Source organism: Paenibacillus sp. GYB003, assembly GCF_036577625.1.
In the GTDB taxonomy this organism is placed as follows: Bacteria; Bacillota; Bacilli; order Paenibacillales; family NBRC-103111; genus Paenibacillus_AB.
On sequence record NZ_JARBDC010000044.1, the window covers coordinates 80,284 to 93,901 of the forward strand.

11 protein-coding genes are annotated in these 13,618 nt (G+C 60.7%); all 11 read left to right on the forward strand.

The features are described 5' to 3' along the window. Nucleotides 1-5 precede the first annotated feature (5 nt). The 11 genes from PV407_RS15540 to PV407_RS15590 all read left to right on the forward strand — a co-directional run bounded on the left by PV407_RS15540 (nucleotide 6) and on the right by PV407_RS15590 (nucleotide 13,587). Nucleotides 6-377 (forward strand): sensory rhodopsin transducer, encoded by a 372-nt coding sequence (locus PV407_RS15540; RefSeq protein ID WP_332090842.1) that lies wholly within the window; start codon nucleotides 6-8, stop codon nucleotides 375-377. A 14-nt stretch (nucleotides 378-391) separates the two neighbouring features. Next, nucleotides 392-1,654 carry an L-rhamnose isomerase gene (gene rhaA / locus PV407_RS15545; protein ID WP_332090844.1) on the forward strand — a complete coding sequence of 421 codons (1,263 nt, stop codon included), beginning with the start codon at nucleotides 392-394 and terminating at the stop codon, nucleotides 1,652-1,654. 81 nt (nucleotides 1,655-1,735) lie between these two features. After that, nucleotides 1,736-3,214 (forward strand): rhamnulokinase, encoded by a 1,479-nt coding sequence (locus tag PV407_RS15550; RefSeq protein ID WP_332090845.1) that lies wholly within the window; start codon nucleotides 1,736-1,738, stop codon nucleotides 3,212-3,214. 128 nt (nucleotides 3,215-3,342) lie between these two features. Further along, entirely contained in the window at nucleotides 3,343-4,101 is a 759-nt protein-coding gene (locus tag PV407_RS15555; protein WP_332090846.1) for a DeoR/GlpR family DNA-binding transcription regulator, read from the forward strand. Between the two features lie 987 nt (nucleotides 4,102-5,088). Further along, nucleotides 5,089-5,952 (forward strand): tetratricopeptide repeat protein, encoded by an 864-nt coding sequence (locus tag PV407_RS15560; protein WP_332090847.1) that lies wholly within the window; start codon nucleotides 5,089-5,091, stop codon nucleotides 5,950-5,952. A 117-nt stretch (nucleotides 5,953-6,069) separates the two neighbouring features. Beyond that, a complete protein-coding gene (locus tag PV407_RS15565) occupies nucleotides 6,070-6,846 on the forward strand; it encodes a Cof-type HAD-IIB family hydrolase (RefSeq protein ID WP_332090848.1) in 777 nt (258 codons plus the stop codon). An 88-nt stretch (nucleotides 6,847-6,934) separates the two neighbouring features. After that, nucleotides 6,935-7,513, forward strand: a complete 579-nt coding sequence (locus tag PV407_RS15570; protein ID WP_332090849.1) for a TIGR00730 family Rossman fold protein — start codon at nucleotides 6,935-6,937, stop codon at nucleotides 7,511-7,513. 1,094 nt (nucleotides 7,514-8,607) lie between these two features. Then, nucleotides 8,608-10,041, forward strand: coding sequence for an MFS transporter (locus PV407_RS15575; protein ID WP_332090850.1), 1,434 nt, complete (start codon nucleotides 8,608-8,610; stop codon nucleotides 10,039-10,041). A 352-nt stretch (nucleotides 10,042-10,393) separates the two neighbouring features. Further along, nucleotides 10,394-11,380 carry an aldo/keto reductase gene (locus PV407_RS15580; protein ID WP_332090851.1) on the forward strand — a complete coding sequence of 329 codons (987 nt, stop codon included), beginning with the start codon at nucleotides 10,394-10,396 and terminating at the stop codon, nucleotides 11,378-11,380. Nucleotides 11,381-11,416: 36 nt separating this feature from the next. After that, nucleotides 11,417-12,778, forward strand: coding sequence for an LLM class flavin-dependent oxidoreductase (locus tag PV407_RS15585; protein ID WP_332090852.1), 1,362 nt, complete (start codon nucleotides 11,417-11,419; stop codon nucleotides 12,776-12,778). Nucleotides 12,779-12,807: 29 nt separating this feature from the next. Then, nucleotides 12,808-13,587 carry an ABC transporter permease gene (locus PV407_RS15590; RefSeq protein WP_332090853.1) on the forward strand — a complete coding sequence of 260 codons (780 nt, stop codon included), beginning with the start codon at nucleotides 12,808-12,810 and terminating at the stop codon, nucleotides 13,585-13,587. Nucleotides 13,588-13,618: the final 31 nt, after the last annotated feature.

Sequence of the window (13,618 nt, forward strand, 5' to 3'; positions counted from 1 at the left end):
TCATTATGCATAAAGGCGCAGGCGCAACGCACTGGTTCATCCCGGACGGCTACATTCCGGAAAAAAGCTCGGGGAGCTTGACGAGCCACGAATCGGTATGCGTGCTCAACAGCTCGTCCGAAGACGCGCAGCTCGTCTTCACGATTTTCTTCGAAGACCGGGAGCCGATGGAGGACATTTTCGTCGTCGTGCCGGGCAGACGGACGAAGCATATCCGCACGAGCACGCTGACGAAGGACGGGGAGCCGATTCCGGTCGGCGTCCCTTACGCGATCGAGGTGCGCAGCGACGTGCCGGTCATCGTGCAGTACAGCCGGCTCGATGCGACGCAGGCGGAAAACGCGCTTATGTCGGTCGTCGGCTACGCGGTCCAATAAGGAGGAATCGGGGCATGCAACCGGATATCGAAAAAAGCTACGAAGCGGCCAAACGGCTGTACGCGGCGCACGGCATCGACGTCGACCGGGCGCTCGAGAAGCTCGCGCAAATCAAAATATCGATGCACTGCTGGCAAGGCGACGACGTTCGCGGCTTTTTGAACCGCGATCAAGATTTGACCGGGGGCATTTCGGTCACGGGCCATTACCCGGGCGCTGCCCGCACGCCCGCCGAGCTGCGCGCCGATCTCGAGAAAGCGTTTTCGCTCATCCCCGGCAAGCATAAAGTGAACCTGCACGCCATTTATGCGGACACGGAAGAGAAGGTCGAGCTGGACCGGATCGAGCCGAAGCATTACGAGCGCTGGGTCGAATGGGCGAAGGAGCACGGCCTCGGCCTCGATTTCAACCCGACCTGCTTCTCGCACGAAAAGTCGGCCGACGGCTTCACGCTCAGCCATCCGGACCCGGCGATCCGGCAATTTTGGATCGATCACTGCAAGGCGGCACGGAAAGTGGGCGCCTACTTCGGCGAGCGGCTCGGCCAAACGTGCGTGACGAACGTCTGGATTCCCGACGGCTTCAAGGATGCGCCCAGCGACCGGCTGACGCCGCGGAAGCGGCTGAAGGAAGCGCTCGACGAAGTGTTCGCGGAGCAGCTGGATCCGCGGCACCATCTGGACGCCGTCGAGAGCAAGCTGTTCGGCCTCGGCTCGGAGGCGTACGTCGTCGGCTCGCACGAGTTTTATATGGGCTACGGGCTGCAAAAAGGGAAGCTGATCTGTCTGGACGCCGGCCATTTCCATCCGACGGAAGTGATCTCGAACAAGCTTTCCGCGCTGTCGCTGTTCGCCGACGGCATCCTGCTGCACGTGAGCCGTCCGATGCGCTGGGACAGCGACCACGTCGTGACGCTCGACGACGAGCTGCTCGACATCGGCAAAGAGCTCGTGCACGGCGACCTGCTCGGCAAAACGCATATCGGGCTCGACTTTTTCGACGGCAGCATCAATCGCGTCGCGGCGTGGGTCGTCGGCACCCGCAATACGATCAAGGCGCTGCTCCGGGCGATGCTGATGCCGATCGAAGCGCTGCGCCAGGCGGAGCTGGAAGGCGACTACACGACGCGTCTCGCCTTGACGGAGGAGTTCAAAACGTACCCGTTCGGCGCCGTCTGGGACTATTATTGCGCCAAGTCGGGCGTACCGGTGCGGGAGGAATGGCTCGCGGAAGTGAAGGCGTACGAGCGGGACGTTTTGCTGAAGCGGGACGTCTAGCCGTCCGGAAGGATCCGAAGAAAAACGGTCTTCGATTCGGCTCGGCCGGACCTACTTCCAAATCCATATCGGGACAAGGTGATGCCAGTGGCGACAATACTCGCCTACGATCTCGGCGCGGGCAGCGGCAGGGCGCTGCTCGGCCGGTTGACGGACCGCGGAATGGAAACGGAGGAGCTGCACCGTTTCCCGAACGACCCGGTGCAGGTCGGCAGCCGGCTCCATTGGGACATTCTCCGTCTGCTGCACGAGATGAAGCAGGCGCTGCTCAAAGCGAAGCATCGCGGAGAATCGCCGGCAAGCGTCGCGATCGACTCGTGGGCGGTCGATTTCGGCTTGCTAGGGGCCAACGGCGAGCTGCTCGGCAATCCGTACCATTATCGCGACTCGCATACGGACGGCGTGATGGAACGGCTGCTTGCCGACACGCCGCGAAGCTACATTTTCGAGCGGACCGGCATTCAGTTTTTGCCGTTCAATACGATTTACCAGCTGGCCGCGATGCGGCAGGCGAACAGTCCGCTGCTGCGCGAGGCGAAGCGGTTTCTGATGATTCCGGACCTGCTCCGTTATTTCTTGACGGGCGAGACGGTCAACGAGTTTTCCAACGCGACGACGACGCAGCTGTACAACCCGCTCGCGGACGATTGGGACGCGGAGCTGCTGAACCGCATCGGGGTGTCGGCTTCGCTGTTCGGCCCCGTCGTCCGGCCGGGCGCGAGCGCCGGGCAGCTGCTGCCGTCCGTCGCCGCGGAGCTGGGCATCGGCGCGATCCCCGTCATCGCCGCGGCCGAGCACGATACGGGCTCGGCGGTCGCGGCCGTTCCGGCAACCGAGCGGCCGTTCGCCTATTTGAGCTGCGGCACGTGGTCGCTCATGGGCACGGAGGTCGAACGCCCGGTCATGAACGAACAGGCGCTCGCGCTCAACTTTACGAACGAAGGCGGCGTGGACGGAACGTTCCGGCTGCTGAAAAACATTATGGGCTTGTGGATTTTGCAGGAGACGAAACGGGAGTGGGAGCGGGCCGGCCGATCGTATTCGTATCCCGAGCTGATCACGCTGGCCGAGCAAGCGCCCGCCTTCGCGGCGTGGATCGATCCCGACGACGCCCGCTTTCTCGCCCCGGGAGGCATGACGGAGCGCATCGCGGCATATTGCCGGGAAACCGGCCAGCGTGCGCCGGAAGGGGCGGGCGCCGTCGTCCGTTGTATTTTGGAAAGCTTGGCGTTAAAATACCGCTATGTGCTCGATATGACCGAACGGCTGTCGGGCGGGCGGTTCGCCGGCCTTCATATGGTCGGCGGCGGCATCCAAAACGAGCTGCTGTGCCGCTGGACGGCCGGAGCGATCGGCAAGCCGGTATGGGCCGGGCCGGCGGAAGGCAGCGCGATCGGCAACTTGGCCGTGCAATGGATCGCCCGCGGCGATTTGAAGCATATTTGGGAGGCGCGGGCCGTCATCCGGGAATCGTTCCCGGTAACGGTTTACGAGCCCGGGGAGCGGGAAGCCTGGGAAGAGGCGTACGGTCGGTTTCGGGAAATGGCGGGACTGAAGTAGAAGCTACGGGCAGGACATGATAGGACCGGACCGGACCGAAGCGGGCTGCAGCGGAACGGCTTCGGGCCCCGGACGTGCGGCTGCGCCGCCGCAAGAAACGAACGACTATTTCGGAAAGAGGGAACGTCATGCTGGTCGCGGAACGGTACGAAAAAATAGTGCAGCTGGTCAACGAGCGGGGGAGCATCCGGGTAACCGAGCTGGCCGAACTGTGCGACGTGACCGAGGAAACGATCCGCCGCGACCTGGACCGGCTCGAGCAGGCCGGGCGGCTTCGCCGCTCCCACGGCGGGGCGGTCAGCGTGAAGGACCAGCAGCCGGAAATTCCGTATGCCGAGCGGGAGGTCACCCATGCGGAGGAGAAGCGGCGCATCGCCGAACAAGCGATCAAGCTCATATCGCCGAACGAGCGGATCATTCTCGACGCCAGCTCGACCGCCTGGTACATGGCCGCGAATTTGCCCGACATTCCGCTCACCGTGCTGACCAACTCGATCAAGGTGGCGACCGAGCTCGCGGCCAAAGAAAAGATCGAGGTCATCTCGACCGGCGGCATTCTCGCCTCCCGGTCGCTGTCCTACGTCGGCCCGCTCGCCGAACGGTCGCTCGAGGCGTATTACGTCGACAAAGCGTTTATATCGTGCAAAGGCGTCCATCTGGAGCGGGGAATCAGCGAATCGAACGAGCTGCAGGCGCGCGTGAAGCAGCAAATGATCGGCATCGCCGACCGCGTCGTGCTGCTGGCCGATTCGAGCAAGTTCGGGGTGCAGGCGTTCACCCACGTCGCCGCCTTGAGCGACGTTGCGGACATCGTCACCGACCGGCGGCTGGACGGCGATACGAAGCGGCAGCTCGAGGAGCGCGGCATCTCCGTCATCACGGCCTGAATCGATAGGGAAGTCTCCGGCACCGCCGACGCGGATGCGGCCGGGGACTTTTTTGATTAGTTAAGCATTTGGATCTTTTCGGGTTCCTTTTCAATGATCTCGTCGTTCGGGCGACCGAAAATGTACGCCAAAGGATGCAGCAAGGAGCGCCTTATGTTTCCGCGTCCGACGGATCCGAATCCTGCCGGGCCGTTGGAATGGAACGAACGGGAAAACCTCCGGTTAACCCGCTCTCGTATAGGCAACGTTTCGAAATACCGGGAGAAGCTCCCGATAAAATGGCGTCGAATCGGCGAAAAGCGCGGTATGGAGGAGTTTAACGGGATGTTTTCCCGTCGTTTTGCCCGGAAACGGGAAACTTCCGATAAATAGCGGGAGCATTTCCATCTCGTTCCCCTCTCCGCTGCCGGTTCGGCACAACCAATAAGGTTCGGTTTGCGCAGAAAAGACCGTCGGTCCCATTAAGCGCCGAAGCCGGAGCGGGTTTCCCGCTGCCGGCGGCGGGAAACGGCGATAGCGGCTCGGTTGACCTGCACCGGCGTCGTCGGGAGTTGGAGCGGGGGGCGAGCATGGGGCGGAGGCGAGTCTGGCCTCAAGTTCCAAGAGTCTAACGGACATGGCGGCCGCTAATGAGCCTCATTTCGGCTTATTTTTTTTTCTAACGGACACAGGCGCAGTTATTGGGCGAAAAAAACCTTTTGGACGGCGATTCGGAGCAAATAAGTGCAATGGTGTCCGTTACGATTGGAAAACGGCCGATTTTCGCGAAATAAGCGCCGTGGCGTCCGTTACGTTTCGGAAGGCTTCTGTTTGCGCTCAACCTCAAAAATACGTCGCTAGACGGTTTTTGGGCGTTCGGCCGTAGCCGGACAGGCAGGCGAAACGGGAGGTTTCGGGGATGGGCGCCCCGTCGGGCTTCCTTCCGACTGTAGCTTCGTCCGGGCGGCATGGTATAATGCAAAAGAGTGCGAAAGGCTAATCCAAGTTATGAAGAAGGGGAGTCCGAACAAAGTGCCGCGTATCGTCAAACCGTTGATCCTCGTTGTCCTGATCGCCGCCGTCCTCGTCATCGCGTTCCGGACGCACTGGGCGCTCGGCCTGGGAGCCGTCGTCGTCTTGGCGGCCGGTCTGGCGCTGGCGAACCGGCCGGCGATTTATGCGCAGCGGGGGAACGCCGCTTATGCGAAGGGAGACACGACCGAGGCGCTGGCCTGGCTGGAGAAAGCGTACCGGACAAAGCGCATGCATCCGCTGCAGCAGGTCGGCTACGGCTATTTGCTGCTGAAAACGGGCGAGCCGGAACGCGCCGAGGCGGTGCTGCAGCAGGTCGCTTCGACCGCGAAAAACCGCGAGGCGATAATGCAGGCCCGCATCAATCTGTCGACCGCGCTGTGGCTGCGGGGCAGGCGGGAGGAAGCGCTGGGGCTGCTGGAGGACGTGTTCGGGGAATTCAAGAACACGACCGTGTACGGGAATTTGGGGTATTTCAAACTGCTCGGTGGCGATCTGGAGGAGGCGCTTGCCTTCAACCTGGAGGCGTATGCTTACAATGACGACGATATGACGATCGCGGACAACCTGGCGCAGACGTATTACATGCTCGACCGGCTGGAGGAAGCGGAGGACATTTACGCGAAAGTGATCGTCAAGTCTCCGAAGCACGCCGATTCGTATTACTACTACGCCAGGACGCTGCAGCGGCTCGGCCGTACCGGGGAAGCGCGGGAGCAGGCGGAGCGGGCGCGGGACAAGGAATTGGCCCTTGTCACGACCTTGACGCGGGACGATGTCGAGCGGCTGGCCCGGGAGCTGGGGGCGTCGGAAGAAACGGCGACAAGCAAAGAGGCGTAGCGTGGCGGCAAACGGAGGCGGAAGAAAGACTGGTCAGGCGGAGGCGCGATCCATTGCACGATTCGCCTTTCGCTTTTTGAACAAAACAGCATGGAAACGACAGGAGGAGTATGAACGATGTCAACGGGGAGCATCCTGTTTTTCGATATAGACGGCACGCTGCTGGATCATGACAAGCGGCTTCCGCCCCGCACGAAGGAAGCGATCTTCGCCCTGAAGGAGCGCGGCCACGAGGTGGCGATCGCCACGGGCCGGGCTCCGTTCATGTTCGAAAAGCTGCGCGAGGAGCTGCGGATCGATACGTATGTGAGCTACAACGGCCAATATGTCGTGCTGCGGGGGGATGTGCTGTACACGAATCCGCTCAACCCGAACGCATTACAGGCTTTGACGGATACGGCGATCGGACGGGGCGATCCGATCGTTTACATGGACCACGAAGATATGCAATCGAACGTCCCGGAGCACGCCTACGTCGTAGAGAGCATCGAGTCGCTGAAAATTGACCGGTTCCCGTCGCTCGGCCCGGATTATTACAAGTCCCGGGACATTTATCAATGCTTGCTGTTTTGCGAGCGGGAAGAGAAGTACGAAGCGGAATTCCCGGCGTTCGACTTCATTCGTTGGCATCCTGTGTCGGTGGACGTCCTTCCCGCCGGAGGCTCGAAGGCGAAAGGGATCGAGCAGATCGTCCGCAATCTCGGCATTCCGAAGGATCGCCAGTACGCGTTCGGCGACGGGCTCAACGATATCGAGATGCTGAAGACGGTCGCGAACAGCGTGGCGATGGGCAACGCGCACCCCGAGGCGCTCAAGGCGGCGCGGTACCGGACGACCGCGGTGGACGAGGACGGCATTTGGCACGGTCTGAAGCAGCTGGGGCTGTTGGAATGAAGCTTTCGTAAACGTTGCTCCGGATGTAGTACAATGGATCGCGAACGTATCCCTATACAAGGCTCAACAACGGAGACAGGAGACCGATATGAACAACATTTGCGTATTTGCCGGTTCGAACCCGGGCGTCGCCCCCGACTATATGCAGGCGGCGGAAACGCTCGCGAAGCGGTTGGCGGGTCGCGGCGTCGGCCTCGTTTACGGCGGTTCGCGGTTCGGATTGATGGGGAAGCTGGCGGATACGATGCTTGCGGCGAACGGGGAAGTCGTAGGCGTCATGCCGAAAGGGCTCTTCCGGGGGGAAATGATCCATACCGGGCTGACGAAGTTTTGCGAAGTGAACAATATGCACGAGCGGAAAGCGAAAATGTACGAGCTGTCCGACGCGTTCATCGCGCTGCCGGGCGGATACGGCACGTTCGAGGAGCTGTTCGAGGTGCTCAGCTGGTCGCAGCTCGGCATACATCGGAAGCCGATCGGACTGCTGAATGTGAACGGATTTTATACGCCTCTCGTAGCGATGATCCGGCAAGCGATCGACAGCGGATTTGTTCGCGAGTCGCAAATCGGCCTGTTCGTCGTGGACGAGAACCCCGAGGCGCTGCTCGATAAGCTGGATCGTTTTGAACGACCGCCTTTTGAAAGCAAGTGGAACGAGCTGGATTGACGCGCGACTGCCGCCGCGCGACGGATGCCGCGGCCGGCTTGCGGCTTCGAGTCCGGAGCCGATTAACGCCGGCGTCGGCGCCTTGGGCGGCGATCGGGAACAGAAGGAGGGGGCGCAAGTGACGCTTGGTTTGTTCCGTGCACGAACGACGAGCATTACGCGCAGGCGAGCATGTTTTTCATCCGAAACCGGCACGATTTGCATCCGGACTTTTCGATTATCGATGCGGTAAGAGCAGGCTGAGCCCGCTCGTATCCTGCGAAACAAACGGGAAAACATCCAGTTCGCTCGCCCTCCTATAGGCATCGTTTCGAAATACCGGGAAAAGCTCGGCTAAAATGACGCCGAATCGGCGAAAAGCACGGCATGGGCGAATGTATCGGGACCGTTTCCCGTTGGTTTGCCCGGAAACGGGAAATGACCGCAAATAGCGGGAACATTTCCGGCCCGTTTCCCGTGCTGCCGCCGTTTCGGCGTGCAAAAAGGATCGGTTTGCCAAGAAGGACTTATGTGGTTCCGGCTGTCTTTTCTGAGGGATTGCTCGGCAACCGGGATCCGTGTCGGCCGATGGAACGAATCGTAGTATGCTTATCGGCGGAAAAACGATCGTTCTTCAAGGCTTACGAATCCGTATATCGTTATCGAGCCGAAATGGGAAGAAAATGATCCGATTCGCCGGTAATAACGTTATTAGAGTTCGTTACAATTTCAAACCCCGTATTTAGCCCCGATAACGATCGCTCGATTCGTTGGCCGTATGTCCGAAAACCGGAAGAAGCGAAGGGAAGTCGAAAGCGGCTCGCGGAAGCTTTGAGGGAATGGGGATTAAGGCGTAACGTGTGCGGGCCGCCTTTTGAAGTCGTACTGCGACCCGAATATCGAATAAGACAACGCGATTTCACCGGCGGCTGAGTCGATTCCCGTCTCTTCCCCATGATCAAGCGTATCGATTTGCACGACAAAGTGCCGTCCGGACGTTTTTCCCGGACAGTTTTTTTGCGTCTTCGCCAACTATTAACTATACATTTTTGTTTACGAAGTATATAATGTTGGAAAAGAACGTACAGACATTACAGACGAAAGAAGGGATTCGGATGGAGCATACGCCCGACACTCGCGAGCGGCAGGCGAACAGACTGCTGCGCGTCCTCGTATTCACCTTGATCATTTCCGTCATGAACGCCTCGATGTTCAATGTGGCGCTGCCGGTCATCCGGGAGGAATTCGGCCTCACCCCTTCGCAGGTCGGCTGGATGCTGACCGGTTATATGATCGTATATGCGATCGGCTCGGTCACGTTCGGAAAGCTGGCGGACAAATACCGGCTCAAAGATTTGCTGACGTACGGACTGATCGCCTTCGCGCTCGGCTCGATCATCGGGCTGTCCGCCTCGGAATATTGGATGGTCATCGCCGGACGGCTGTTCCAGGCGGCGGGAGCGTCGGTCATACCGGCCACGGCGATGATCGTGCCCGTCCGGTACTTTTCGCCGGAAAAGCGCGGGAGAGCTCTCGGGACGACTGCGGTCGGCCTGTCGCTCGGCGCGGCGCTCGGACCGATCGTATCCGGCGTCGTTTCGGGACTCGTCAGCTGGAGGTATTTGTTCGCGCTGTCGATCTTGGCCGTTCTCGTTCTGCCGTTTTTCCGCAAATATTTGGACGACGAGACGGGAACCGCCCGGACAATCGACTACGTCGGCGGCCTCACGCTGGCCGGGACGGTCGCTTCCCTGCTGCTGGCGATTACGCAGGGCAGCTGGCTGCTTTGCGGCGTCGGCGTATTGCTGCTCTCGCTCTTTTTGCTGCGCGTCCGGACGGCCGCCGAGCCGTTCGTGCAGCCCGCGATATTCCGCAACAAATCGTATACGCTCGGGCTCGTCGTCGCTTTCGTGCTGACCGGACTCAACTTCGGCCTGCCGTTCATGGCGCCGCAATTTTTGGCCGCGCTCAACCATTTGTCGCCGCTCGCCGTCGGCTTCGTCTTGTTCCCTTCGGCGATTTGCGCCGCCTTGCTCGGGCGCCGGGGCGGCAAGCTGGCCGACGACAAAGGGAACCGGTTTTTGTTCGCGATCGCGGCAAGCCTTATTTTGCTCAGCTTCGTCATGCTGTCGTCCGTCGTCGGCCTGTCGCCGGCATGGATCGGCTTCTTCATGATTTTCGGCACCGTCGGACAGTCGTTCATCCAAATCGCGATGTCGAACACGATATCGCGGACGCTCGCGAAGGAGCAAACCGGCGTCGGCATGGGGCTGTTCGCGATGCTGAACTTTATCGCCGGGGCGACGGCGACGACGCTGATCGGCAAGGCGCTGGACGCCGGCACGTCGACGCTCCGCCTCAATCCGTTTCCGCCGGGGGAAGCGCTGCTGTACAGCAACATTTTCGTCGTCCTCGGCGCGCTCATTATCGTCGTGTCGATCGTTTATTTCGCGCAGTTCCGTACCGCCGCCTCCGCATCCGTCACCGTTTCCCCCGGAACGGGGACGGGGGCGGGAGCGGGAGCCGCCGGCGGCAATCCGACCCGCTGACGCCTCCGCTTCCGGCCCCGGCCTGCCGGCCGACAAAGCCCGCCTGTAGCTTCCTTGAAGCTTCGGCGGGCTTTTTTTCGTTTGTGGGAGAAGGCCGCCGATTTATCCCCGATCGTCATCTGCGAGTCGAGCAGCAAGTTGCGGGCGGCGTTAATGCGGATTTGTTGAATGTATAAAAAATGGTCGAACCCTGTTGATCTATCGATCGATAGATGGTATTATCCTACTTAACTAGTCGGAAAACTTATAGATTCATAAACCCATCCTCGACCGGACAGCCGGAGAGACGCTTGCTTGCTTGCGAGCGCCTTTCCGACTGTCCGATTTTTTATTTGCAAGGGAGAGAGCGACCATGCTGTACCGGAAATTGGGTAGAACCGGGTTGAAGGTATCCGAAGTCAGCCTGGGCACGATGGCGTTCGGACGCTGGATCGACGAGAAAGCTTCCGAAGCGGTACTGAACGCCGCGCTGGAGGCGGGGATCAACCTCGTGGATACGGCGGATGTCTACGGCAAAGGGATGGATGCCGACGATCCGAATCAAAGCGGGGAATCGGAAGCGATCCTCGGCAAGCTGTTGAAGGGCAGGCGGGATCGGGTCGTGCTGGCGACCAAGGTCCACGGCCGCGTCGGCACCGGCGTCAACGATGCGGGCCAAAGCCGCTACCATATTTACCGCGCGTTGGAGAATAGCTTGAGAAGGCTGCAAACGGATTATATAGACTTGTACCAGATGCATCGCTTCGATCCGGAAACGCCGTTGGAAGAGACGCTGGGCGCGCTGGACGATCTTGTGAAGCAGGGGAAAATCCGATACATCGGCTGTTCCAATTACGCGGCATGGCAAATAGCCAAAGCTCACGGCATCAGCGCCGTCCGCGGCTGGAACCGGTTCGAGAGCGTTCAACCCGAATATAGCCTCATTACGAGAACTATCGAGCGGGAGCTCGTTCCGTTTGCGCAGTCCGAGCAGGTGGGCATTATTTCGTACAGTCCGCTCGGAAGAGGGATTCTCGCCGGCAAATACCGCCAGGGCGAAGCGCCTCCCGCCGATTCCCGGCTCGCCGCGGGCGAGAAGCGGCTTGAGCTGCTTCTGCAGGGCAATAACGCCCATGCTTTGGTAGACGGGATCCGGACGCTGGCGGAACGGCGCGGCTGGTCGCTTGCGCAATTTTCGCTGGTTTGGGTGTTGAGCCGCTCCTATGTATCTTCGGCTATTCTGGGCGCATCCAAACCGGAGCATATCCACGACTCGATCCGATATGCCGATCGGCGATTGACACCGGAAGAGCTGAGCGAAATCGACGATCTGTCGCGCAAGCTCGGCATTCTATTTTAAACAATGGGACTACCGACGAATGGAGGAACCGACAACATGAGCCAACGTCAATTGCACCTCGGTCTGTTTTTGTTCGCCACCGGCTACCATCCGGCGGGATGGCGGCTGCCCGAAGCGGTCGCCGACGGCGCCTTCGATCCCGAATTTTTGAGACGGGTGGCGCTGAAGCTGGAGCAGGCGAAATTCGATTTCTTCTTCCTGGGCGACCGGCTGGCGTCCGCCGCGGAAGAGCAATTTACGTTTCCTTCCCAAATGGTCCGGCTGGAGCCGTTCACGATGCTATCCTATCTCGCGGCGGCGACGGAGAAGATCGGGCTGATCGTAACGGTTAACACGACGTACGCGGAGCCGTACCACGTGGCGCGGATGACCGCATCGCTCGATTACTTGAGCCGCGGACGGCTCGCCTGGAACGTCGTGACGGGAGCGGATCCCCGCGCGGCGCTGAACTTCAGCCGCGAGAAGCATTGGGACAACGCCAAGCGCTACGACTACGCCGACGAGTTCGTGGACGTCGTCAAGCGGCTGTGGGACTCGTGGGAGGACGACGCGTTCATTCGCGACAAGTCGACCGGCGTGTTCGTGGACGAGAGCAAGGTGCACGCGATTCACCATCGCGGCAGCCACTTCTCGGTGCTCGGGCCGCTCAACGTCGCCCGGCCGCCGCAAGGGCAAATTCCGCTGCTGTCGGCCGGCACCTCGGAGCGGAGCCAGGAATTGGGGGCGCGGTTCTCCAGCGCGATCTTTACCGGGGAAATTCTGCTCGAGGAGGCGCGCCGCTTTTACGCGAGCATCAAGGGCAAGCTGGCCCGGTACGGCCGGACGCCGGACGAGCTGTTCATCATGCCGGGACTCGTTCCGCTCGTCGGCCGGACGCAGGAGGAGGCTCATGCCAAGTACCGGGAGCTGAGCTCCCTGCTCGTTACCGACTTCAATCTGGGACCGCTGTCGAACCGTCTGGGCATCGATCTGTCCGGATACCCGCTGGACGGACCGCTGCCGGATCTGTCGCTGTCGAATCATCCGGGCGACAAGGCGCGCAGGCTGGTCGAACTGGCGCGGCGGGCGACCGGCCATGAGGACATCACCATCCGCGAGCTGTTCCACTATTTCGCCGCGACGGCCCGGGGCCATCTGCTGATCGTGGGCGATCCCGAGCGGATCGCGGACCAGATGGAGGAATGGTTCGTCAACGAAGCGGCCGACGGCTTTAACATCTGCCCGCCGTACATGCCGGGCGGGCTCGACCTGTTCGTCGATCTGGTCGTCCCGGTGCTGCAGCGCCGCGGCTTGTTTCGGACGGAATACGAGGCGAGCACGTTCCGCGGACATTTCGGTCTGTCCCGACCCGAGAACCGGTACGCGAAGCGGACGGCGCTGCAGGGAGCGGCCGAATAACGAACGGCATAGGAAACGAGGGAATACGCATGGGCAACGGAAAAAATCCCCGGTACGGCGGCGGCATCCTGATCGGCCAGATCGCGCTGCTGCTGCTCGTGCTCGGATTCATAGAATATGCGGTACGGACGGGCATCGTCGGCAGCTTGTATTTGTCGGAGCCGACCAAGGTTGCAAAGGAAATCGTCAATCTGTTCGTCGACGGCGAAGTATATCGCCATCTGCTCGTGACGCTGCAGGAGTTTGCGGCCGGCTATGTGCTCTCGGCCGTTGCGGGGATCGGAACCGGCATGCTTCTCGTGCTCGTGCCGCGGGCGGAGCCGTTTTTCAAGCCGTTCCTCTCCGCCCTGCTCGCGGTGCCGAAGGTGACCATCATCCCGCTGCTCATGCTGTGGCTCGGCATCGGGCTATCCAACAAGATCGCGATCGTTTTCCTATTCTGCTTCTTCACGATCGCGTTCAACACGATTGCCGGCATCAAGCAGACGGCGGACAACCATCTGAAGGTGGCCCGCGTGTTCGAGGCGACGAGGCTTCAGACGATCGTCAAGGTGATTTTGCCGTCCGCAGCTCCCACCATCTTCGTATCGCTGCGACTGTCGGCAGCCACGGGGCTGGTCGGAGCGTTGTTCGGGGAGATGGTCGCTTCGAAGGAAGGGCTCGGCAACCTGCTCGTGCAGGCGACTTCGCTGTACGACACGGCCAAAGCGTTCGCGGTCATTACGATCGTAACGGTCGTCTCCGTCGGCATTATCGCCGCGATCGATCTGCTGGAGAAGAAAGTCGTTCTGAAATGGAAGTCGGCTTGAAGCCGCAAGACAAAGCCTCGAGCTTATCCGC